We start from the raw sequence: 26,307 nt of genomic DNA on the forward strand, positions 1-26,307 counted from the left end.
ATGTTGATTAAACAAATATAATATTTTATTAAAGGATTACAAGTTTTTCGTACTTTTCACTTTTCTTGTTTGTTAAGTTCGATTTTACCGTGAGTTTATAAACATAGACTCCTTTTCCTATTTTATCCCCAAAATCATCTTTACCATCCCAAGTAATTTCTCTCGAAAGAAATCCTTCAGTTGTGATAATTTGATTTTTTGTCCAAACTACTTTTCCGGTTATTGTCATTACCTGAACTTGGACTTCAAGAGGCTCGAAAGGTCTGTTGTGTGTAAACCAAAATTCAGTATAACTAACAAATGGGTTTGGGTAGTTTAGGACATGTGTCAATGTTATTGTTTCGTCCCCTACAACTACAAACTGAATCTCGGCTGTTATGGGATTGTTGTAAACGTCCCATGCTTTGAATGTTATAGTATGTAACCCAACAGCTAAATTACGCAATGGAAATCGTAGCGTCCCACTCGTAAAATCGTCTAGTGTTGTCTGGTAGTAATCATTTAAAATAAATGGATTACTAACATCTCCGTCCAAAATAGCAATAATATCGTGCCCTATTCCGCTAGCCGTATTTATACCATTTTCGTCTTCAAGTAGGGCAACTAGAAATGGGGATTCATTAGTTGTTCCGCCGGAAACAAAATTTTCGTCGTTCATATATAACTTAACTCTTGGACTAATATTGTCCACAGCTGCATTTTCATTTATTCCTCCTATTTTTATAGTCGAATCATAACCTGTTTGGTTTTCTAATTGTTGGTTGTTTTTAGCGTAAAAACTAATCCTTCCGTTTGCTAGAGGAACCCGAATATCTCTGGGAACTACAAAACTGAATTCAAATTGCCCATTGGTTATTGAAGCATTTCCTCTAAAAATAGTTTCACCCAAAACTGTAAAAGGCATGGCCGGACTGTATCCGTCATTATTTAAAGTTGTTCTTGAAACTGTTTTGTCGAATACGGAAGTGGAAATTTCACCATTGTAAGTGGTTAAAGGAATATTGTTTTCATCGGTTATTTCTCCGGTCAGTTTCATTTTAGCCAAAGATTTGAAATCGTCAATGGGCTGGGAAACCGGAACATCATTCACTTTTGTAAGTCTGATTTTTGGTTTAGCTATGGCTAACATTAATGCAGGGTCTCCAATGTAAAATACAACATTGGTTGCTGAATTAGGGTTGTTGTTCTTTGAGATGCGTAATGCTTCGGCGATAGTTGTGTATCGGTTTGATCCAAAAGACAATAAGTTTTTGGATAGTTGATCGTTAAAGTTTTCAGCACTATACTGGCCGATGGAGCGAATTGTTGTAATCATTGCAATGGCTCCGCCTTTTGGATTCCAATACGTGTATTCTCCGGCTGTTGGTCGTGATGGATTGTCAAAGCGCGAGAATTCACAGGTTATCGTTATAAATAAAGGATATTTGTATTGGTTGCTTAGATTTTGGCCATCGGATTTTTCCCAAATGCGTTCTGCAGATAAACCGTCTTCACCACCATGTCCGAGGTAGTTGAAAACTAATGCACCCTTTTCGAAGGCGTTAAAAAAATCTGTTCGGGCTTTTGGGTATCGGGCACCTCCGGCAGAAGCTTCTTGTATATAGGAGTCTAATATGATTTTATTGACATTCAAAAAGGGTTTTTCGGTTGCGATAACGTCTGCCAGATTGTTTTGTCTGCTTTGCAAGGTTGCATCTGAATTTATATCGGAGTCGTCGCTGACCAAAACAAAGTTGTTTCGCCAGTTTCCATAGGACTTAATGTCGTGGTATTCAATTACCTTATTGACCATTTCTTCTGCCTGTTTATTGTCGTTAACGAGCATTCTTCCTACGGCTATGTCAATTCCTCCAAAATAAGAAACAATGTTTCCCTCGGTTGGGTCCATCAATCCAAAAAAATCATCGGACGCAAAAGAAGACTCTCCTGAGGTATTACTGTTTAAAGAGTGGTAGATAGGGACTATGTTGCTGTTGTTCTCTATCCGATTTTTAAAATCATAGGAGGCGTCACCGAAGAGATTGACATATTTTATTTTTTTCTCTGCAGTTGATGCGTTTTCATAAATGTATTTGATGCAATTTCTGATGGCGGCAATGTCTTGTTTTCCAGATGAGAATTCCTCGTAAATGGATTCCAGTGTAATTACTTTTGTATTCAAATTGGAATAAGTACGGTGGAAGCTCGCTAATTTTTCGGCTTGTGGAGCTAAAAAACGGGGAGATATAATGACATAATCGATATCTTGAAACTGTCCTTGCGTATTTTTGAAAAGAGTTCCTTTTAAGTTCTGATTGCTTATTTTTGCTTTGTTATCCGTTAAGGGCGTGTAGTAATCAGACGCGTCAAGGGCAATGTATTTTCGGGTTTCACCCAAATTTGCTTTGAATGAAAATGAACTTTGGCTCGCATTTTCAATTTTTGATACATTATATAAATCAGTTACGTCCCAAATTTGAGAAATTCCAGAAGCATTGGAAATGTCATAAGTTACTATACCTAAGTTCGAATTGGACAAATCATATTGAAAATGAAATTGCTTTCCGTAACCTTGGAGTTTTCTTTTGGCGGTAAGTCTAATATGATCCAGATATCCTTTTGAGCCAGGTACTCCGTTGTTGTTGTAGTTTAATTTTATTTTTATGGTTTCGGAACCAATAAAAGAAGTGTTGCTGGGTAAAGAACCTAAAAGAAATTCAAGGTTGGAATTAGGATTAATTGCTGAAAACAAAATGTTTCCAGTTTCCTGTCCATTTGCTGATATTTTGAATGAAGTAGGGGTAAATGCAGATGAGGCAGCAGTAACAGCCAGTTTTACAGGTATTGCAGTGTCTAGGTTTGGAAAATTGAATTCAAATTCCTGTTCCTGATTAATATCGAATGATTCGCCAAACCATCGGCGTCCAAGACGGGCAATGTTTGTAAGGTCTAATTCATGGTATTGGTGGTCATCAAAAGTATTTAAATTCAGACTGCTGCTTCCTGTAGGTTGGGCCATTTCCTGAATTCTTTTTCCGTCCTCTCCTTGAACGGTTACATAGTAATAGGATTTTGTGTCATAAAGGTTGTTGAAAGTCTGGCTTTCAGTGTTCCAAGTGTCAACTCCTTCTGCATAGAAAAGAATATAATCTTCGTTGTTGAATGCTCCGTCGTTTTCTCCAATGATTTCTATTGCATTTTCGGCTAGATCAGACGGATAGGTGGTACTGTTTAATAAAGGCAACATTCTTCCGCCGTTACCGTATATTTTGATTTTTTTTGGATTAATGCTCTTTAAGTCCAATCCTAATTGCTGTAAAAAATCTCGTGATATTTTGTAAACGCCCGATTTTTCAACATAAAACCGATACCATTCGCCCGACGCAAGAATTGAGTTGGATAGAGTAGCTGTTTTTTTGTTTGATTGAGAGATTTTTGATGAATTCTGACTGATTGTGTAGGATAATGACTTTATTCTTTTAAAACCGAAATTGTCTTTTATTATTGGGGAAAAGATGAGAAAGTTTTGTGCGATATCTCTTGAAGTTGCAGTTGTCAGGGATGCTTCTGGAGTTTTTGGAATGTTTTCTAAAGCCAAATCGCCCAGTTGAGTGCTCGAAATTGGTTCGTAAATGATATTGCTTAGTTGAACGCTTTTTTCGTCTAAAATGGCAGATCCGGAAAGGCTTGTGTTGTAAAAAAGGGCTCTTTTATCTGAGTCGTAATAATAGGTGCTTCCAGAGAATTGGGGGATATTTATTTTGAAATCCCCAAATGACATTTCCTGTTCTTCCAGCCATTCAATAGTAATGTCGCCTTTAATCTGAGCAAAAGAAATAAAAGGGATTAGAATCAAGTAGGCTAAGAGTGTTTTTCTCATCTTTTTTATTTAACGGGATTGGATAGGGATTATTATTAGGAGTAAAAATAAATTTTTTAAGGTAATTGTAAATAATAAATGTTAAATATTTGCGTTTGTAATTGCGTTATCTATCCATGAAATTAAAGTTGTATAAAATTATTAAAAAATGTTGTTGCGGTTAAGGGTTAATTATTATATTGCGGCACCAAAATTATTACCTACTAAAGAGTATGAAAGTAAACAAAATTATGACGTTACCATTGATGTTTTCAATGATATTGATTTTAGGTCTTGCAAGTTGTAGCAAGAAATCGAGCTCAAAAAATGCGTCAAGAGCAACAGGATGGGATGTGAATGGCCAAAAAGGCGGATCGAGAAATGCATCGGATAAACACCAACAGGCAGGACCAGGTTTGGTTTTTGTTGAAGGTGGAACATTTACGATGGGAAAAGTTCAGGATGATGTCATGCATGATTGGAATAATACTCCTAATCAGCAACACGTTCAATCTTTTTACATGGATGAGACTGAAGTTACCAATTTCATGTATTTAGAATATTTGGAGTGGTTGAAAAAAGTTTACCCACCAAGTGAAGATAATTACAAAAAAATATATGAAGGCGCTTCACCTGATACCTTAGTTTGGAGAAACAGATTGGGTTATAATGAAACGATGACCAATAACTATTTGAGACACCCTGCTTATGCAGAATATCCTGTAGTAGGTGTGAATTGGATTCAAGCGGTTGAATTCAGTAAATGGAGAACGGATCGTGTGAATGAAGCTCTTTTGGAAAAAAATGGATACCTTAAAAAGAATGCAAAGACTTTGGATGTATCTGCTGAAAGCACTTTTAGTACAGAAACTTACCTTAATTCACCAACTTTGTCTTACGGAGGGAATGAGGAGATTGTGTTGAAAGGAAATAAAGGATCAAAGAAAGCTCCTAAAGCTGGAAAAGACGGTAAAGTAATCGAAGAAAAGAATATCTATGCACAACGTTCTTCTGGGATACTTCTTCCAGAATACAGACTTCCTACTGAAGCAGAATGGGAGTATGCAGCTGCTGCAGATGTTGGACAAAGAGAATATAATATTTACAAAGGGCAAAAGAAATACCCTTGGAATGGTGGATACACCCGTTCTGGAAAAAGACAAACCAAAGGCGATCAATTGGCTAATTTCAAACAAGGAAATGGTGATTATGGTGGTATAGCTGGATGGTCTGATGACGGTGCTGATATTACAAATTCTGTTAAAAAATACCCTGCTAACGATTTCGGATTATATGACATGGCTGGTAACGTAGCAGAATGGGTTGCCGATGTTTACAGACCAATTATAGATAATGAAGCGAATGATTTCAACTACTTTAGAGGGAATCTTTACACTAAGAATAAAATTGGAAAAGACGGAAAAGTGGAAATTGTTACAAAAGATAATATCAAATACGATACACTTAGTAACGGGAAAATCATAGCAAGAAATTATCCAGGTCAAATCGCTCAAGTACCGGTTGATGAACAAGAAACTTATTTGAGACAAAACTTTGATAAGAGTGATAATATCAATTATAGAGATGGTGATAAACAATCTACAAGATATTATGATTTTGGTTCAGAATCTGAAGATGCAAAAGATGATAAAGCCATGTATAACTCTCCTAAACATAATGTAACTACTGATAGTTTAGGTCATATGGTTAGAAAATATGATAAATCAAGTAAAAGAACTACTTTGATTAATGATGATGTAAGAGTTTATAAAGGTGGATCATGGAGAGATAGAGCGTACTGGTTAGATCCTGCTCAAAGAAGATATTTCCCTCAAGATATGGCTACTGATTATATTGGATTCAGATGTGCGATGTCTAGAGTAGGTGCTAAAGCCGAAAAAAGAAAATCAGCAAGAAATTAATTTTTTTATATAAAATTGAAATAAAAGCCCTTTGATTAGGGCTTTTATTTTTTAAATTATTTTTTATATGGATATCAAAGACATTCATAGTTTATTTTTAAAATGTAAATCGGTTTCGATTGATACCCGAAAAATTGAACCGGACTCTTTATTCGTTGCTATCAAAGGAGAAAATTTTGATGCTAATACCTTTGCCAAAGTAGCATTGGATAAAGGAGCAGCTTATGTTATTATTGATAATAGCGACTACTTTATCGACAGAAGAACTATTTTAGTTGAGAACAGTTTAGTTGCTTTGCAGGAATTAGCAAAGTTTCATAGAGAGTATTTGAAATTACCTATAATTGCTCTTACGGGCAGTAATGGAAAAACGACCACTAAAGAATTAATAAATGTGGTGCTTTCTAAAAAGTACAAAACAAAAGCAACTGTTGGAAACCTAAATAATCATATTGGTGTTCCCTTGACCTTACTTTCCTTTAATTCTGAAACCGAAATTGGTATTGTGGAAATGGGAGCTAATCATAAAAAAGAAATTGAGTTTTTATGTGAGTTGGCAAAACCGGATTATGGTTACATAACTAATTTTGGTAAAGCGCATTTAGAAGGATTTGGCGGTGTGGAAGGAGTTATTGAGGGGAAAAGTGAAATGTACCATTATCTTTCGAAAAACGACAAACTCGCATTTATAAACATGGAGGATCCAATACAAGTGGAGAAATCTAAAAGTTTAAAGTCATATTCCTTTGGAATAAATAAAGTGAATGCAGATGTGAATATCACGGCCGTAAAAGCGAATCCTTTTGTAGTCATAACGTATTTGGATTTTTCTATAAGTACTCATTTAATTGGACTTTATAATGCAAACAATATAAATGCGGCTCTTGCCATTGGTAAATATTTCGAGGTCGAAGATTTAGATATCAAAGAAGCTTTGGAAAGTTATATTCCGGAGAACAACAGATCGCAACTTTTATCTAAAGGAACAAATTCGATCATTTTAGATGCATATAATGCGAATCCGAGTAGTATGGCGGTTGCAATTGAAAACTTCATTCAATTAGAAAACCCTAATAAAATTATGATATTAGGTGATATGTTTGAATTAGGAGTGGAAAGTGAGCTTGAACATAAAGCAATTGTAACTTCTCTTCAGAATATTGAAAATATTAAGTGTTATTTTATTGGGACAGCTTTTTTTGCTAGTAAAATCACTAAAGATAATTTCTCTTTTTATGATACATTCGATGCTTTTTCGAATTACTTAAAAGAGACTAAAATTGAAAATAGTTCTATTTTAATAAAAGGTTCGAGAGGAATGGCCCTAGAGAGAACGTTGGATTTTTTATAATTTGCTTCTTTTTAACGTTTAACAGAAAGGCTGTCATTTTAATGGCAGCCTTTTTTGTTATGAAATACTTTTGCTAAATACTCATTAAGAAGCCAATTAGATTTTCTTTTTTATGAAGCCCCAGTTTTTTTCGTAGTCGGTACCTTGCTAATTCTACTCCGCCACTTGAGATATTCATGATTTCTGCAATTTCTTTTGTAGACATATTCATTAATAAATACGTAGATAAGTCCAACTCACGAGGAGAAATAGTTGGGTATTTTTCTTTTAATCTTTTTAGAAAATCAAAATGCACATTTTTAATGTGTTTTTCCAAATCCTTCCAGCTTTTGTCTGTATGTACTTCTTTTACGATACTTTTATTCAATTTGTTGAATTGAAATTTAGTGGATTCGTCAAAGCTTTCCACATTAATGTCCTTTAGCTTATGAATGATTCCATTTAGGATTTTATTTTTTTTAACCACCTGCAAAGAATTAGTTACCAATTCTTTGTCTTTTGCTAAAATTTTAATTTGGAGTTTGTCGTTTTTTAGTTTTTCAATTTCTTTCTCCAATTCATATTGCTCTTGTCTGATTTTTGATTCTTTTTCCAGATAAAGTCTTCTCTGTTCAATCGTTTCGTAATATCTGTTTTTTCGAATTTTCATTTTAATTCTGTTTCGGGTATAGTAGACAGAGGCAATGGCAAGCAGGATGTAAAATAGATATGCCAGGAAATGTCTGTACCAAGGCGGGGAAATTGTAAATAAAAATGCAGCTTCGTCTGATTGGATCCCAAAGCTGTTTCGTACTTTTAATTTCATCGTGTAGTCACCTTCCCTTAAGTTTGTGTATTCTTTCATCGGAATGTTCGACCAATTGCTCCATCGGTCATCAAATCCTTCTAATTTATATGAAAACTGAACGTTGTCAAGATTTTCATAGGTTGGCGATGAAAAAGTGAATTTTACGCGATTCGATCCATAAGAAATGGTTGGTGATTCAATCTTATTTTGACCATTTCCTGTTGTCAAGGTATCTCCCGGATATGTAAAACTTCTTATAAAAGCGTTTGGCTTTGTGACGGAATTATTTAAAAGTTTGGAGTCATAATGAGCCAATCCATCTGTCAATCCTATAAAAATATTCTTAGGATCAAGAGTGTTAATTGACATATAGTTGACCACTAAATTACCAGTCAAATTCGAAAAAGGAGCTAATGTGTTTGTATAGCTTCCATTTTGTTGTTTCATTAATACTCCTAATGATTCATTAAAGGCATACCAGATATTTCCTGATGAGTCCTGCGTTAAGGAATATATTTTTGGAACATTTTTAAAAAGGGAACTCATTTTTTTATCCTCATAAAACAAGTCCTGATCTTGAGAGTATTTATAAAAACGATTGTTGGTTTGAAAATATACGGTTTTGTTGATGCATTGGAGACTTCCTATTCCTTTGACAGAATGGGATAAATCTTTGTATTTTTTTATTGATTTTATTTTTTTTAAGTCATCAGAAAGAATGGCCTTATAAATGAACTCATCTTTTTTCAACCATAAGTTAGTATTGTCGAGCTCAAATGAATTTGTAGATTTGTCAAAGCCCATTATTTGGTTTTTATATTGCCATCCGTTTGAGGATTTTTCAAAAATGGCAAAACCATAGTAATTGGAACCAATTATATGATTAGGGTGATTTGGGATTTTTTTAAAGCCAAAATATCCTTTGCTGTCCAGTACCTTAACTGTACGGCCTCCTTCTATAATTAAAGCACCATTGTTATTGCCGCAGATTAATTGATCGTCTATTACCTGAACATTCCACGCCTGGCCTGTACTTCCTTCTACAAGGTCAAAACTGTCTTCTTTGAAGCTCTTGTTCCATGGGTGGTAAAAAACGCCTTGATTGGTCGCTACATAAAGATTTCCTTTGTGTACAACCGAAGCGTAAACAGTACTGATGTCGTAACTGAAACCAAAATAAGTGAAAGGCGAATTCTCGTTGATAAATGCAATACCATTGTCAAGTCCTAACCAGAGATTGTTTTTGTTATCTATAAATGAAGTTAGGACGGTATTGTTTTGCAGTCCCTTTTTATGGTTGATATGTTGTATTATTTTTCCGTTAGTGTCACAGATAATGATTCCGTTTAAAACTGAATTTATTACGATGAATTTATCTTTGATAATTACACCTCCCAAAGAACTGTTTCTTTTAATAAAAGTATTGGCTTCGGTATCCCAAGGAGTCAGTTTTTCATTGTCGTATAGAAAAAGGCCTTTGCTTAATGTGGCGACAAGCAGTTTGTTGTTTGGCATCGGAAACATCCCCCAAACTTCTGTGTTATTGACGGCGGTTGATCCTTTTAGAGGAATAAGCTTGCCGTTTTTATACTCTAAGATACCGGCAGAAATATCCTGTAAATAAAGACGGTTATTTACTTGAAAGGAAAATTGAAATCGATTGGGGGCTTCCAATAATCTCAGCGTATTATTTTTAAAGATATACGCTCTTGCAAATGATTGAAAAATTACCTCGTCCTTATAGATATGAATCTTCCAGATAAAATCAATTATTTTAATCTTGTTTTTGTCTACCAGTTTTGATAAAGAGTAATATTTCAGCTTGCCTTTTGAATCCGGCTTGAAATAACCAAAATCACTATAACCACCCACGAAAATTTTTCCTGAATTATCAATTTTTATACTTCGGACAGCATTCGAATGTGGTAATGTGTATTTGCGCCATGAGGATCCGTCAAATTGATACATACCATTATTATTGGCAAAATATAAATTTCCATTTTTATCCTGGTCGATATCCCAATTTTGAGTACCTCCTTTGTAGTCGGTTCGTTTATAATTTCGGATTTCCGGAAGTCCAATGTTTTTTACTTGGCCAAATAGTGTTGTTATGAATATTAGAAATACTGCTAAATGGGTTTTTTTATAACTCATAATTTAATTCTTAATGTAAAAGCTTGATTATTATACGAAAACGTTTTCTTTACTTGTTAAAAAAGCGACCTGTATTTCCCTTTTTTATGTTAAAATACCTTTTCAAAGCTAAAATAGCTGTTTTTTGATGAATGTAGTGTTTCTTTCAAAAATAATATTTTTTAAAATAGCATAAAATATTTTTTAAATCATTGTAAATGAATAAATTATTTTTTTTTTGATGTGTTTTTGTAAGGTGGTAAAATTAACTTTGATGTGTTTTTGTAGGGAATTTTTAAAATGAATACTGAAAATTTATCTTTATTATTGCTTCAAATTACTAATTAATTAACCAAAATTTTTAGAAAAATGAAATTAACAAAATTATTTATTTTTTGTTTTTCGTCTATCTTATTCTCAATTTACGGACAGGCACAGAATGTTACCGTTAAGGGAAAAGTATTTGACGAAGGTGGATTGTCTGTTCCCGGAGCAACAATTTTAATCAAAGGAACCTCCAAAGCTACAACTTCGGACTTTGATGGAAATTTTGAAATAAAAGCTCCTGGCAATGGTGTCCTGACGATTAGTTTTATAGGTTACAATACAGTACAAGAGCCTATAAATGGAAGGTCAGAAATTAATGTAAAAATGACTACGCAGTCTCAAGACTTAAATGAGGTTGTTGTTGTTGGGTATGGTACTCAAAAGAAAAGTGTGGTAACCGGAGCGATTTCAAGTGTAAAAGCTAAGGATCTCGAAAAAGTGCCTAACGGTCGTATTGAGCAGGCTTTACAAGGTAGAGTTTCTGGTGTTACGATTGCTGCCAGCTCAGGTCAGCCGGGTGCTCCTTCAACAATCCGTGTTAGAGGTATTACTACTTTTGGTGATGGCGGAAATAATCCACTTTGGGTTGTAGATGGTGTTGTTGTAGATGCTGGAGGGATTGGATTTCTTAATCAATCTGACATTGAATCTATGGAGGTTCTTAAAGATGCTGCTTCTGCTGCAATCTACGGAACTCGTGCTGCAACAGGTGTAATTTTGGTTACAACTAAAAAAGGAAAATCTGGAAAAATGACTGTGAATTACAACGGTTTTAGTGGAATTTCATCTCCTGAAAAAACTTTGGATTTACTAAATGCAACGCAATATGGTGCTTTATTAAATGAGAAATCAGTTGCTGCAGGTGGGCCTGTAATATTTCCTAATCTATCTGCATTAGGGAAAGGTACAGATTGGCAAAAAGAGATTTTCAATACAGGAGCATTTCGTTATTCTCATGAATTGAGTATCAGTGGCGGAAGCGATGTTTCTAATTTTTATGCTTCTTTTGGTCTTCAAGATCAGGAGGGAATTGTTTCAACTGAAATTTCAAACTACACTAAAAAGAATTTCCGTTTAAACTCTACACACAAAATATCTAAAGTGTTTACTTTCGGACAAACTTTTGGGTTTACAAAACAAAAATTTGTTGGTATTGGAAATACAAACAGTGAATTTGGAGGGCCTTTGAGTTCTGCAATTAATTTAGATCCACTTACTCCAGTTCTGCAAACGGATCCTGTTTTAGCGAATGCTGCGCCTTATAGCACCAATCCGGTTATTAGAGACGAGAATGGCGTTCCTTACGGAATTTCAGAATTGGTTGGTCAGGAGATGACTAATCCTTTGGCTTATGCAAAAACAAGATTAGGAAATTATGACTGGTCTGATGATTTAGTTGGAAATGCTTATTTTGAAGCAGCTATTTCAAAACATTTCAAATTTAGAACAACATTTGGTGGAAAACTATCGTATTGGGGTGGTCAAGCGTTTACACCTGTATATTATTTGAGTGCCACTGTCAACGCACTTAAAAACAGTTACAGTCAAAGTGAAAACAGCAGTTTTGCATGGAACATTGAAAATGTTGCTACGTATACTAATACTTTTGGAGATCATAACTTAACTGTATTACTTGGTCAAGGAGCTTATGTAGATAATATTGGTGGCGGTTCTAGCGCTACAATGTATGGCTTGCCTATTACAAATTATCAAGATGCTTCTTTCAACTTTGATATACCACAGTCAGACAGAAGTAGCGGTACTTATGATATGACAGAGCACAAATTATCTTCTTTGTTTTCACGTGTGAATTATGATTTTAAAGAAAGATATTTATTTACCGGAATCATTCGTCGTGATGGATCTTCTCGTTTTGGAGGGAATAATAAATTTGGTGTATTCCCTTCGTTCAACTTAGGATGGGTAGTTTCTAAAGAAGACTTTTGGAAAGACAGTGAAGTAGTTAATACCTTGAAAATTAGAGGTGGGTATGGAGTAGTTGGAAATGATGCTATTCCAGACTTTAGATATCTTTCCTTAGTACAAGGGGGTTACAATTATTCTTTTGGGAATACCGGAGCAATAACTACCGGTTATGCTAACCTTACACTAGATAACCCTGATTTGAGATGGGAAGAAACTTCTCAAGCTAATATTGGGTTTGAATCTAGATTATTCCAAGACATAAGCCTTACAGTTGATTTGTACAATAAAACAACCACAGGTATTTTACGTCCAATAAATATCCCAGGATATGTTGGGGTTACATCAAATCCAACTGGGAACGTAGCCGATATGGAAAATAGAGGTCTTGAGGTGGAATTAGGATACAGAAAGCAATTTGGCGAACTTAATTTTTCTGCTAATGCAAACTTTGCTTATTTAGAAAATGAAGTTACTTATGTGGCATCTGATTCAGATTATATCGTGGGAGATGCTTCTTTCCAATCGATGGGGCCTGTAACAAGAACACAAGTAGGTCAGTCGTATAACTCATTCTATGGGTTAAAAACTGCAGGAATTTTCCAAAATGAGGCTGAAATTGCAGCTTATACAAATACTTCTGGTGGTTTAATCCAACCAGATGCACGTCCTGGGGATTTCCGTTGGGTAGATACTGACGGTAGTGGTTCGATTAATGATGATGACAAACAGTTCTTAGGTAGCAATATTCCGAAATACACTTTTGGTTTAACCTTGAATCTTGACTATAAAAACTTTGATTTTATGGCGTTTGCACAAGGAGCTGCAGGAAATCAAATTTTCCAAGGATTACGTAGATTAGATATTGGTAATTCTAATTATCAAACTGAAGCTTTGAGTCGTTGGACTGGAGAAGGAACTTCTAATGATTTTCCTAGACTTACTAATAATGATACTAATGGCAACTTTGGTAAAATGTCAGACTTCTACTTGGAAGATGGTGACTACTTACGTTTAAAATTAGTTCAATTTGGTTATTCATTACCAACAAATGTAGTTTCTCAAATAGGAGCAAGTAAAGTTCGCTTTTACTTAACAGGAGAGAATTTGTTTACGCTTACTAAATATACTGGATATGATCCTGAAATTGGTGGTGGTGTATTTGGAATAGATAAAGGAGTTTATCCGCAAGCAAGAACATTCATGCTTGGAGCTAATCTACAATTTTAATAAAATTAAGAATTATGAAAACGATAAAATTTAAATACTTTTTTATTGCAATAGCAATGGTTTCTCTTGGATCCTGTTCTGAAGATTTTGTGGAGGTAACACCAAAGGGATCATTTCTTTCCGATAATTATTACGCAAACCAAGAACAGGCTACAGCTGCACTTGTTGGCGTTTATGACCCTATTAGAAAAAATTCAGGTGGTTTTGAAAATATGATTGCGATGATGAATGCTGGTTCTGATGATCACTTTGCCGGTGGTGGTGGAGCTACAGATGGTTTAGGAATCCAAAATTTTTCTACACACGCACTTACTTCTACAAGTATACCGGAAAGTTTTTGGAATGACCATTATCAAGGGATTTTCAGAGCTAATACATTACTTCTGAAATTACCGGATGTTGCTATGGCCGATAATCTTAAATCTAGATTCGCCGGAGAGACAAAAGCATTGCGTGCTATTTATTATTTCAACTTAGTGCGTTTGTTTAAGAATGTTCCATTATTACTGGATCCTTTGACAGCTACTAATATGTACGATGTAGAGCAAGCAACTCCTGAAGCGGTTTATGATCAAATTGAAAAAGATTTGAGAGAAGCAATACCGGCTTTGCCAGCATCTGTTCCTGCTGATACAGAGTCAGGTCGTCTTACAAAAGGTGCTGCTCAAGCCATGCTTGGAAAAGTATATTTGTATAGAGGTAAAAATGTTGAAGCGGCCGCTGTTTTGGCTCAAGTAAATGGTACTCCTGGCGGAACGAATCAATATGGTAACAGATTGTTGACAAATTTTAGTGACCTATGGGTTGTTTCTAATAAGTTTAATCCAGAGTCACTTATCGAGGTGTCTCATACGAGTGCCGGAAATTCTGATTGGGGATTTTGGGGTTCAGGTAGAGATGAAGGAAATTCATTGAATGTTATGGTAGGACCTAGAAGTTACTCAAAACCATCAGGATCATCAGCTCCGGATTTACCATCAGGCTGGAGTTTTAATGTTATTACACAAGATTTATATGATGCAATGAAGACAGATCCAAGATTTGGTGCTACAGTTTTAGATCTTAAAGCTTTGAAAGCTTCTGGTGAAGCAGATTATATTGGTGGATATCAAGATACAGGATATTTCCTAAACAAATTCGTTCCTCGTAAAGAAGATGTTCGTACCGGTGGTGGTGCGGCAGAATTAAACTACAAACAAAATTCTTACATCATAAGACTTGCTGATACTTACTTGATGGAAGCGGAAGCATTAGGATCAGGATCAAGAGCACAGGCATTGCTTGATGCCGTTAGATTAAGAGTTGGCTTGCCTTCAACTCCGGTTACGCTTTCAGCAATCAAAAATGAAAGAAGAATGGAACTTGCAGGGGAAGGACACAGATTCTTTGACTTAGTAAGATGGGGAGATGCAGCCAATAAATTGGGTAGCAGAGGTTTTGATGCTGGTGTAGATGAAATTTTCCCTATTCCAACCAGAGAACTTCAAGGAACCAAATTGAAACAAAATCCTGGCTATAATTAATAAAAGATAAAATTATGAAAAAGATAAAATTTATATTCAGCCTTGTTGCATTACTGGCTGTTGCCATAAGTTGTACGGTAGAAGGTATCAGTGATGATACCTCTCTTCCAGGTGCAGATGCTGGAAATGTTAATAAAGTATTCGCTATTAGTGATGACAATTCAGGAAATGTAAAAATAACTCCCACTGCAGATGGTGCTACATCATTTAGTGTAGATTATGGTCATGGAAGTGAAGGCCTCGTTACATTAGTTCCGGGTGAAAGTACAACTCATGCATATCCTGAAGGGAGTTATACGGTAAAAATTATCGCTACTTCTATATCTGGAACGACATCGGAACAAACATTTCCATTGGAGGTTGTTTACAGAGCTCCTGAGAACTTAGAGGTTTCACTTAATTCAAATATTCATAATTTGAAAGTGAAAGCTGAAGCTGATTATGCTGCCTCTTATTTAGTTTATTTTGGAGATGTGGCCAATGAAGTTGGGACGCCATTAGAAGCGGGTGCAGAATTGTCTCACGACTATGCAGCTGCAGGAACTTATGATGTAAAAGTTGTCGCTTTTAGCGGCGGAGCTGCCAAAACAGAAAAAATAGTGCCAACAATCATTTATGATGCTTACGGATTGCCAATTACTTATGAATTAGCTACGCAGAATTATGGTGTTGGAGGTACTTTTGGTGGAGTTTCTACTGCAGTAATTGCAAACCCTTTCCCAACAGGATTAAACACAAGTGCTACGGTTTGGAAATATACAAAAGGAACTGGTGCAGAAGGTTGGAGCGGAACTTATACTCCATTAAATACTCCTATAGATTTTGCGGCAGGCAATAAAATCAAATTGTATATGTATGCAACTGAAGTTGGTAAAAAATTAAATGTAGAGTTAGAATGGGCTGTAGGTGGAAATCCTGCAAATGGTGTAGCTGTTTTAAAAGTAGCAAATACTGTTGCCAATCAATGGGAAGAATTAGTATTTGATTTTAGTACTATCTCAGGAATTCCAGCAGATGCAAAATTTACTCAACTTGTATTTAGATATGATGATGTAGCAAAAGGAACTGGTGAAGTAATTTATATCGATAATATTAGATTAACTAATTAGAAAAAATATGAAATCGCAATTAAAAACAAGTTTGCGTAAGCAAGCTCCAATAAAAAAAGCGATAACATATTTGACCTCTAAAAAATAAATTTTACATATATGAAAACAAATATAAAATACATTTTAGGACTTTTCATCGCGATGACTCTAACGCTAGTTAGTTGTAACGAAGAAGAATATAGTCTGGGAGAATTAACGGCACCTTCGAATATTGTAATAAATACGGAAGTTGTTGGTCAGGATGCAACCCATCCGGATGGAGATGGTTCCGGTGATGTGAAATTTTCCATATCTGCGGATAACGCCCTTTCCTATAAAATTGATTACGATTTAAATACAGCAGTAGATTTGGTTTTGTTGCCAAATGGAAAAACTACTAAAAAGTACACCAATGTAGGAGTACATACTTATACTGTTACTGCTGTGGTTTATGGTGCCGGCGGAACTTCATCAGTAGTTACCAAAGATGTTACTGTAAGAAGTGATTTTACTGTTGACGCTGAAATTCTAACGGCATTAACTAATGACGCTTCAAAAACTTGGGTTGTGGATAATACTGTTCCAGGTCATCTTGGTGTTGGTCCTTGGAATGTTGGTTCTATCAGACCAGAGTGGTGGGCTTCTGGAATTGATGAAAAAGTAGCTTCTGCAAATTGTTTCTATACGGCTACTTTTACTTTTGCTAAAGTTGCTGCTTCAGGAACTTATGAGTTGCAAGTTGCAACTCCTGATGGAGCCTTTACAAAAACAGGTTCATTAACGACTCTTCCTGGTATTCCTAGTTCTGGAGGTGAAGGATGTTATGATTATCCAGGAGGAACTTCTGCATTCTCTTTTGCTCCTTCTTCTTCTGGTGCACCAGCTTCACCATCGCATGCTGATAATTCACCGTCAACTCAAACCAGTATTTTGTTGTCTGGAGTTAACACATTTATCGGATACGGTGCTGTACAAAAAGAATATGAAATTTTGGTTATTACACCAACCTATTTATATCTAAGAGTTCAAGGAACTGAAACTGGAAATGCCTGGTATCTAAAACTGAAACCAGCAAATTAATAATTAACTAAAATGAAAGCTCAGAACTTTTTTTGAGACTGTTCTGAGCTTTGTTTTAGTATTGATTTTAAAAAAAAAAATAAATGATGAAAAAAACGGTATTGGTCACTTATTCAAAAATAAAAAATCACCTGTTTTTGAGTGGTTTACTATTCATTGTTTCTGCGGTTTTTTTAGCATTATTATCTTGTAGCGACAGTAACAGTAGTGAAGCTACAGTAACAGTAAAGCCTTCAAATCTTTCAGTTGCACCAACGCTCGTGGGAGCAAATGAGCAAAATCCGAATGGGGATGGCAGCGGAACAGTACATTTTAATATTAGTGCAAACAATGCTGTTTCTTATAAAATTGCACTTGGTAATGGAGAGACTAAAGAGTTGACAAATGGGGATTTCACTTATACTTATACAACATCAGGAACAAATACTTATGTTATATATGTATCTGCATACAATTCCGGACAATTTGTTTCTTCAAGTATTTCAGTTACGGTTTTTGTCAAACCTAAATTAGTTTGGTCTGATGAATTTAATATTGATGGAGCCCCTGATGCTACCAAATGGAGTTTTCAAATATGGGATCCAGGTTATGTTAATAACGAACTTCAATCTTATACCAATCGCTCGGAAAACACAATTGTAGAAGGGGGCGTTTTGAAAATAAAAGCGATCAGGGAAAAATATGGAAAAGGAGACTTTACTTCAGGAAGAATAGAATCCAATGGGAAATTTGATTTCACGTATGGGAAAATAGTGATCAGGGCAAAGGTACCAACTGGGGTTGGGACATGGCCCGCGGTCTGGATGTTGGGCAGTAATATTGGTAGTGTAGGGTGGCCTGCATGTGGAGAAGTAGATATTTTAGAATCTGTTGGAAAAGAATTGCATGTCAATCATTCATCATTACATTCTCCAGGGCGTTCAGGAGCTACTCCAGATACAGGAACTATAAACGTGCCTACTGACAATACCGAATTTCATATCTATACAGCAGATTGGACTGCTTCCTATATAAAGTTCTATGTGGATGATAAATTGTATTATACTTTTATAAATTCGGATAAATTTCCTTTCAACAAAAATTTCTACCTAATTATAAATTTAGCAATGGGAGGAGTTTGGGGAGGTCCTGTAGATGCAAACTTTACTTCTTCTACTTTAGAGGTAGATTATATCAGAGTATTTAATTAATATGGTTGTTTAGTTAGGTCTTCATTAGCGGCTTCTATTTGTTAGTTGGGTAGAAGCTCTAATGAAGAAATTAGTAGAGACCAATCAAAAAAACAATAAATGAATTTCTCAAAAAAAACAGCAATTGCAATCATTTTTATCCTGATGAGCGTTTTTTCTAATGCCCAGACATTGAAAGTGATCACTTATAACATCAGGCTTGATGTGGCAAGTGATGGCGAGAATGACTGGACTCATCGCAAAGATTTTTGTACCTCTCAAATACAGTTTTACAATCCCGATATTTTTGGGGTTCAAGAGGCAAAACCCAATCAGGTCATTGATATTGCATCTGCTCTTTCGCAATATAATTATGTTGGTACGGGAAGAGATGGAATAGGAAAAGGGGAATCTTCTAATATCTATTATAAAAAGGAAAGATTTGAGGTTAAAGAAACCAACACGTTTTGGCTTTCGGAAACACCAAATGAAATATCAAAAGGTTGGGATGCGGCTTACAACAGAGTTTGTACTTACGCGCTGTTGAAGGATTTACAGACCAAAAAAATGTTTTGGGTTTTTAATACACATTTAGACCATGTAGGCGAAGTGGCTAGAACCAAAGGAATACAACTGATATTATCCAAAATTAAGGAACTCAATAGCAAAGAATACCCAGTGATTTTCATGGGAGATTTTAATTCGGAACCTAAAGAACAAAGAATAATAACGCTTAAAGAAACAATGGATGATTGCAGAGATTTAACCCAAGAGAAACCTTTTGGCCCTTCTGGAACATTTAACGATTTTAAACACAACGAACCGGTAACCAAATTGATAGACTACATTTTTCTTTCTAAAAAAAGCAATTGGAAAGTAAAAAAATACGCTATTCTCAGTGATTCAAAAGATTTGAGATACCCGTCAGACCATTTTCCGGTCTATGTTGAGATAAACTTTAAATAAAAACATGAAAAATATAAAGAATACAATGAAAATTTTTATTTTACTAGCCTTGTCAGTCATGCTGTCAAAATGTTCGCCTTCTAACGATACTACAGATCCCACGCCAACTCCAACACCAACTCCCACACCGGTAGTGAAAAATCAAGTGGATTTTTGGTTGACCAAAGGGAATCAGTCCGTTAGTCTTCAAAAACAATCAGGGATTATAGCATTCGGAACAGCGTATAATATGCATCCAAATATTGAGATCAATGATGCTCAAACCTATCAAAGTGTTGATGGATTTGGTTATACCTTAACAGGTGGAAGTGCTCAGGTAATCAATCAACTGAATGCCCAAAAAAGACAAGAATTGTTGCAAGAATTATTCGGTACAACCGGAAATGCAATCTCCGTTAGTTATTTAAGAATCAGTATTGGTGCTTCAGATCTGGATGCAGCTCCATTTACTTATAATGATTTGCCAACGGGACAAACAGATCTAAATCTGGACAAATTCAGTTTAGCGCCAAGCAAGAATGATTTGATTCCGATGTTAAAAGAAATAGTGGCCATCAATCCAAAAATTAAAATTATGGCTACTCCTTGGTCTCCACCTCTTTGGATGAAAGACAATAATAGTTTTATTGGGGGTAGTTTACAGCCTAAATACTATGGTGTTTATGCACAATATTTTGTGAAGTACATCCAAAAAATGAAAGAGGAAGGGATTACTATTGATGCTATTACACCACAAAATGAACCTTTGCATCCGGGTAATAATCCAAGTTTGCTGATGACAGCTTTACAACAGGCTGATTTTATAAAAAATCACTTAGGTCCGGCTTTTAAGGCTGCCGACAACAAGATTAAAATCGTCATTTATGATCATAACTGCAATAAACCGGAATATCCGATAGCCGTATTAAATGACGCTGCTGCAAATGCCTATATTGATGGTTCTGCTTTTCATCTTTATGAAGGTGACATCAGTGCTTTATCAACCGTTCACAATGCCTTTCCAACTAAAAATCTGTACTTCACAGAACAATATACTTCCTCAACCGGAAGCTTTGATGGTGATTTGAAATGGCATGTCAAAAATGTGGTTATTGGTTCGATGCGAAATTGGAGCAAAACTGCCTTGGAGTGGAACTTGGCCAACAACGGTTCTTTCGGTCCTCATACTCCTGGAGGTTGTACCACTTGCAAAGGAGCGTTAACGATAAACAGTAGTGACAGTTTTACCAGAAATGTAGGGTATTATATCATCGGTCACGTTTCTAAATTCGTTCCGGCGGGTTCTGTGAGAATTGCCAGTAACATCAGCGGAAATTTAAATAACGTAGCTTTTAAAACTCCTGAGGGGAAAAAAGTTTTGATTGTAGAAAATGACGGGAATTCAACTGAAATTTTCAACATCAAATACAAAGGTAATTGGTTTGCAACATCATTAGAAGCAGGTTCAGTAGGAACTTATATCTGGTAAAATAAAAAATAGATACTAAATATTTATATCATGAAAAAAATAACAACAATCGCACTTTTAGCACTGTCATTTTTAGCTTTTTCTCAACAAAAAAGCAAAACGCAGTCTAAAGCTTTTTCTACAAAAGACAGAAAAATTACGGTGTACACTACCGCAGACAGTACTGATTTGAGACTATCGCAAACAGATAATTTGGTTTTCTCCGCTTCTAAACAACCTTTAGAAATTGAAGCTTCTGTTTTTGTAGAGCCAAGTAAAACATTTCAGTCTTTCATGGGGATTGGAGGAGCAATTACAGACGCCAGTGCCGAGGTTTTTGCAAAACTATCCAAAGACAAACAACAGGAATTTTTAAAGGCCTACTATGATAAAGAAAACGGAATCGGGTATTCATTAGTAAGAACAACGATTCACAGTTCTGATTTCAGCAGTGGAAGCTATACGTATGTCGAAGAAGGAGATAAAGCTTTGAAAACATTTAATATTGATCACGACAGACAATATCGTATTCCAATGATCAAAGAGGCGACAAAAATTGCTGGTGGAAAATTGTTGCTTTATGCTTCACCATGGAGTCCACCTGCTTTTATGAAAAGCACCAAAACGATGCTAAAAGGCGGTACATTACTTCCGGAGTATTACCAAGCTTGGGCAAATTATTATACTAAATTCGTTAAAGCATACGAAAAAGAGGGAATGCCTATTTGGGGAATTACAGTTCAAAATGAACCTATGGCAACTCAAACTTGGGAATCTTGTATTTATACTGCAGAAGCAGAAAGAGATTTCTTGAAGAATTTCTTGGGACCAACAATGAAAAAAGAAGGTTTGGGAGATAAGAAAATTGTGGTTTGGGATCATAACCGTGATTTGATGAACCATAGAGCGAATACTATTTTTTCTGATCCGGAAGCTTCAAAGTACGCTTGGGGAATGGGATTCCATTGGTATGAAACATGGTCTGGTGGCGCGCAAATGTTTGACAACGTTCGTAAAGTCTACGAGGCATATCCATCTAAAAATTTATTGTTTACCGAAGGTTGTGTAGAAAAATTTGATGCCAAAAAATACCAATTTTGGGCAAACGGTGAACGTTATGGAATTAATATGATTAATGATTTTAATAATGGAACTGTGGGTTGGACAGATTGGAATATTCTTTTAGACCAAAACGGAGGTCCAAATCACGTGGGTAACTTTTGTTTCGCACCCATCCATGCAGATACAAATTCGGGAGAGTTAATTTACACCCCTTCGTACTATTACATCGGTCATTTCTCAAAATTCATTCGTCCTGATGCGAAAAGAGTGAGTACGGCTGTTAGCAGAAGCGGTTTATTAAGTACTTCATTCCTGAATGCTGACGGAAAAATGGTTACTGTAGTGATGAATCAAAGTGGTAAAAAGGTTACCTACAATTTGATCATAGGTTCAGAGAAAACAATAGTGTCGATTCCGGCTCATGGAATTCAAACTTTAGTTTATTAATCACAACATTTTTTGTTTAAAATTTAAAAGACACCGCATGAAAAAAATAATTTTAATACTCTTTGTTTCGCTATCAGTTTCTTCGTTTGGGCAAGGGTATCTACACAGAGATGGTCAGAATATTGTTGACGGAAACGGAAAAAACATCGTTTTAAGAGGATTGGGATTAGGCGGTTGGATGGTGCAGGAAGGCTACATGATTCAAACAGGAGCATTTGCCGGTCCGCAACATAAAATTAAAGAAAAAATTACGGATGTTATTGGTGCCAAAAACACAGAAGAATTCTATCAGGCATACAAAGCAAACGGAATAACAAAGAGAGATATTGACTCTTTGGCAGCTTGGGGATTTAACTCCATCCGTTTACCTATGCATTACAATTTATACACTCCGGCTATTGAGTCAGAAAAAGACGGTCAGATTACCTGGTTGGAAGAAGGTTTTAAAATGACCGATGATTTATTAAGCTGGTGTGCTGCCAATAAAATATATTTAATTCTAGACTTGCATGCGGCTCCCGGGGGTCAAGGAAAAGATGCTGCAATATCCGACTATGATGGTTCTAAACCATCGCTCTGGGAGAGTGCTGCAAATCAGGATAAAATGGTGGCGCTTTGGGAAAAGTTAGCAGAACGGTATAAAGACAGTCCGTGGATTGGCGCTTACGATATCATCAATGAGCCTAATTGGAATTTTACCGGAACCAATCAAAATGGTTGTGACGAAACTTCAAATGCTCCTTTAAAAGCACTGCAAGTAAGAATTACAAAGGCAATCAGGGCAATCGATACCAATCACTTGATTTTTATCGAAGGAAATTGCTGGGGTAATAATTACAATGGGATGTTCCCGCTCTGGGATGAAAATATGGCCTTGAGTTTTCATAAATATTGGAACACGAATGACACCGCTTCCATTCAGAATATGTTGAATTACAGAACCCAATACAATGTGCCAATTTGGTTGGGAGAAAGTGGTGAAAACTCTAATGTATGGTTTGAGGAAGCAATCTCTTTAATGGAATCCAATAATATTGGTTGGGCTTTTTGGCCGATGAAAAAAATTGAAAATTTAGCTGGCGTTACTTCGGTTACAAAAATAGCGGACTACGATAAGGTATTGAAATATTGGGAAAACGGAGGCGAAAAACCGAATGTTGATTTTGCTAAAAAAGCGTTGATGCAAATTGCGGAGAACTATAAAATGGAGCACCTGACCATCAGATATGATGTGATTGATGCGATGTTCAGACAGGTTCAGACAAACGATACTAAAAAGTATAAAAATCATACACTTCCAGGAAAAGTCTATGCAACCGAATATGATTTAGGCCAAAATGGTTTTGCCTATTCCGACAAAGATATAGCCAATTATGATGGAACTAAATTTACCAAATGGAATAAAGGTGGAGCCATGAGAAATGATGGCGTTGATATTGAGTCTTGTAATGACAAAAAAACAAACGGGTTTCATGTTGCGTTTATAGAGGATGGTGAATGGTTGCAATACACTGTTGATACGAAAGCTACAACAACATTTGATGTTGATATTCGTTATTCCAGCACGGTAGCAGGAGGGAAACTTTATTTGGAAGATGAAAACGGAAAGATTTCTGAAACAATAACAATTCCTTCTTCTGGGGGAATCAATACTTGGAAAACGGTTACCTTAAAAAATGTGACTTTAAAACAAGGCGCGAATAAAATTAAAGTGCATTTTGAGAAAGGGAATTTTAATTTGAACTTTTTGGAATTCAAAAAATAAAGCATTTAGAAATGAAAAAAATACTAATCACAGCGGTTTTATTAACCTGTTTCCTTGGGTTTTCCCAACAAAAAAGCATTGATCAAAAAGTGAATGCTTTACTAAAGCAAATGACTTTAGAAGAAAAAATCGGGCAACTCAACCAATACACCGGGGACAATCAAGCAACAGGACCTATAACCATAAACCCAAACAAAGAGGCTGAAATCAAAGCAGGTTTAATTGGTTCGATGTTGAATGTTTTGGGTACAAAATACACACGCCAATATCAGGAACTGGCGATGCAATCCCGCCTTAAAATACCCTTGTTATTTGGTCAGGATGTGATTCATGGGTACAAAACCACTTTTCCACTTCCTTTGGCGGAAGCCGCAAGTTGGGATTTAGAAGCTATGGAACTTTCGGCAAGAATTGCTGCAACAGAAGCATCTGCAAGTGGAATTCACTGGACATTTGCGCCTATGGTTGATATTTCTCGTGATCCTCGTTGGGGTCGCGTAATGGAGGGCGCAGGAGAAGATACTTATTTGGGTTCAAAAATCGCTTATGCCAGAGTGAAAGGTTTTCAGGGGAATCATTTAGGGGATATTAATTCTGTAATGGCCTGTGTCAAACATTTCGCTGCGTATGGAGCTGCTGTTGGTGGGAGAGATTACAATTCGGTTGACATGAGCGACAGGATGCTTTGGGAAACGTATTTACCCCCGTTCAAATCGGCTTTAGATGCTGGAGCAGCCACTTTCATGAATTCTTTTAATGACCTTAACGGAATTCCGGCTACAGGAAATAAATATTTACAAAGAGACATTCTGAAAGGGAAATGGAATTTTCAGGGTTTTGTAGTTTCTGACTGGGGTTCAATTGGAGAAATGATCAATCACGGTTATGCCAAAGACGGTAAAGAAGCGGCACTTTCGGCTATAACAGCAGGAAGTGATATGGATATGGAAAGTAATGCGTACAGAAATAATTTGGCACAATTAGTAAAAGAGAAAAAAGTTTCAATGGCGCTGATTGATGATGCTGTTAAAAGAATTTTACGCAAGAAATTTGAATTAGGACTGTTTGATGATCCTTATAAATACTGCAATCCGGAAAGAGAGCAGGCAGCATTAAACAATCCGGAACACAGAAAAGCAGCCAGAGATATTGCTGCAAAAAGTATTGTTTTGCTGAAGAATGATAAAGGCGTTTTGCCACTTTCGAAAGAGACAAAAACCATTGCATTCATTGGTCCTTTGGTTAAAGAACACAAACAGAACATGGGCTTCTGGTCTGTAGAATTGCCAGAGGTAAATTATGATAAAGAGATCGTTTCCCAATGGGAAGGTTTACAAAATAAAGTCGAGAATTCGACTAAATTGCTTTACGCCAAAGGGTGTGAAATTGAAGGCGATAATAAAGATGGTTTTGCTGAAGCTATTGCTGTTGCCAATCAGGCAGATGTTGTGATTTTAAGTATTGGTGAAAGAAGGGACATGAGCGGTGAAGCCAAAAGCCGTAGCAGCCTCCGTTTACCGGGAGTTCAGGAAGATTTAATCAAAGCTATTCAGGCTACGGGAAAACCGATTGTCGTTTTAATCAATGCCGGAAGACCACTTATTTTTAATTGGACCGCAGACAATGTTCCTGCAATTGTATATACTTGGTGGTTGGGTACTGAGGCAGGAAATGCCATCGCTGATGTATTGTTTGGAGATTACAACCCTTCGGGAAAATTACCAATGTCGTTTCCAAGAGAAGAAGGACAAATTCCGGTTTATTACAATCATTTTATTACCGGAAGACCAGCTCCAAATGAAACAGCGACCAATTATGTTTCAGCTTATACAGATTTAAAAAACAGCCCTAAATTTCCTTTCGGATATGGATTGAGTTATACAACTTTTACCTATTCAGATTTAAAATTATCTAAAAATAAAATCAAAAGTAATGAGACTATTGAGGTTTCGGTAACAATTACCAATTCCGGAAAAGTGGCGGGAGAAGAAGTAGTTCAGTTGTATTTGAGAGACAAAGTTGGCTCTGTAGTGCGACCAATTATTGAGTTGAAAGATTTTCAAAAAATAAAATTAAATGCAGGAGAAGCAAAAACAATCAAATTTAGTATTAATAAAGAGAAGCTTTCGTTTTATAATGCTGCATTAGAATGGGTTGCAGAGCCAGGTGATTTTGATCTAATGATTGGTTCATCTTCGTCAGATATTCGTTTGAAAACGGCTTTCGAATTAGAGAATTGATTTTAGAAA

14 protein-coding genes are annotated in these 26,307 nt (G+C 35.9%); 12 read left to right on the top strand and 2 right to left on the bottom strand.

Annotated elements, in window-relative coordinates; translation table 11 throughout:
* Positions 1-28: 28 nt before the first annotated feature.
* Positions 29-3,859: a type IX secretion system sortase PorU gene (gene porU / locus ABEB23_RS00065; protein WP_348810347.1), complete on the bottom strand. Its 3,831-nt coding sequence runs from the start codon at positions 3,857-3,859 to the stop codon at positions 29-31.
* Positions 3,860-4,071: 212 nt separating this feature from the next.
* On the opposite strand from porU, the gene gldJ reads away from it, so the two are divergent.
* Complete coding sequence (gldJ, locus tag ABEB23_RS00070) at positions 4,072-5,760, top strand: gliding motility lipoprotein GldJ (protein ID WP_348810348.1); 1,689 nt, start codon at positions 4,072-4,074, stop codon at positions 5,758-5,760.
* A 67-nt stretch (positions 5,761-5,827) separates the two neighbouring features.
* Positions 5,828-7,111, top strand: a complete 1,284-nt coding sequence (locus ABEB23_RS00075) for a UDP-N-acetylmuramoyl-tripeptide--D-alanyl-D-alanine ligase (RefSeq protein WP_348810349.1) — start codon at positions 5,828-5,830, stop codon at positions 7,109-7,111.
* A gap of 73 nt (positions 7,112-7,184) precedes the next feature.
* Here the strand turns inward: ABEB23_RS00075 and ABEB23_RS00080 are convergent, their stop codons facing one another.
* Complete coding sequence (locus tag ABEB23_RS00080) at positions 7,185-10,052, bottom strand: triple tyrosine motif-containing protein (protein ID WP_348810350.1); 2,868 nt, start codon at positions 10,050-10,052, stop codon at positions 7,185-7,187.
* Positions 10,053-10,400: 348 nt separating this feature from the next.
* On the opposite strand from ABEB23_RS00080, the gene ABEB23_RS00085 reads away from it, so the two are divergent.
* The 10 genes from ABEB23_RS00085 (at position 10,401) to bglX (ending at position 26,298) form a co-directional block, all read left to right on the top strand.
* Positions 10,401-13,511: a SusC/RagA family TonB-linked outer membrane protein gene (locus ABEB23_RS00085; RefSeq protein WP_348810351.1), complete on the top strand. Its 3,111-nt coding sequence runs from the start codon at positions 10,401-10,403 to the stop codon at positions 13,509-13,511.
* Between the two features lie 14 nt (positions 13,512-13,525).
* Positions 13,526-15,034: a RagB/SusD family nutrient uptake outer membrane protein gene (locus ABEB23_RS00090; protein ID WP_348810352.1), complete on the top strand. Its 1,509-nt coding sequence runs from the start codon at positions 13,526-13,528 to the stop codon at positions 15,032-15,034.
* Between the two features lie 14 nt (positions 15,035-15,048).
* A complete protein-coding gene (locus ABEB23_RS00095; protein WP_348810353.1) occupies positions 15,049-16,143 on the top strand; it encodes a hypothetical protein in 1,095 nt (364 codons plus the stop codon).
* Positions 16,144-16,242: 99 nt separating this feature from the next.
* Positions 16,243-17,202 (top strand): hypothetical protein, encoded by a 960-nt coding sequence (locus ABEB23_RS00100; RefSeq protein ID WP_348810354.1) that lies wholly within the window; start codon positions 16,243-16,245, stop codon positions 17,200-17,202.
* Between the two features lie 83 nt (positions 17,203-17,285).
* Complete coding sequence (locus ABEB23_RS00105) at positions 17,286-18,392, top strand: glycoside hydrolase family 16 protein (RefSeq protein WP_348810355.1); 1,107 nt, start codon at positions 17,286-17,288, stop codon at positions 18,390-18,392.
* Between the two features lie 99 nt (positions 18,393-18,491).
* The gene (locus tag ABEB23_RS00110) at positions 18,492-19,337 is read left to right on the top strand and encodes an endonuclease/exonuclease/phosphatase family protein (RefSeq protein ID WP_348810356.1); all 846 of its coding nucleotides are present in this window, start codon (positions 18,492-18,494) and stop codon (positions 19,335-19,337) included.
* Positions 19,338-19,362: 25 nt separating this feature from the next.
* Complete coding sequence (locus tag ABEB23_RS00115) at positions 19,363-20,805, top strand: glycoside hydrolase family 30 protein (protein WP_348810357.1); 1,443 nt, start codon at positions 19,363-19,365, stop codon at positions 20,803-20,805.
* Positions 20,806-20,835: 30 nt separating this feature from the next.
* A complete protein-coding gene (locus ABEB23_RS00120; protein ID WP_348810358.1) occupies positions 20,836-22,293 on the top strand; it encodes a glycoside hydrolase family 30 protein in 1,458 nt (485 codons plus the stop codon).
* A 37-nt stretch (positions 22,294-22,330) separates the two neighbouring features.
* Positions 22,331-24,058 (top strand): cellulase family glycosylhydrolase, encoded by a 1,728-nt coding sequence (locus ABEB23_RS00125; RefSeq protein ID WP_348810359.1) that lies wholly within the window; start codon positions 22,331-22,333, stop codon positions 24,056-24,058.
* Positions 24,059-24,069: 11 nt separating this feature from the next.
* Positions 24,070-26,298 (top strand): beta-glucosidase BglX, encoded by a 2,229-nt coding sequence (gene bglX / locus ABEB23_RS00130; protein WP_348810360.1) that lies wholly within the window; start codon positions 24,070-24,072, stop codon positions 26,296-26,298.
* The last annotated feature ends 9 nt before the right edge of the window (positions 26,299-26,307 follow it).

The organism is Flavobacterium maritimum (assembly GCF_040049085.1).
Taxonomy (GTDB): Bacteria; Bacteroidota; Bacteroidia; order Flavobacteriales; family Flavobacteriaceae; genus Flavobacterium; species Flavobacterium maritimum.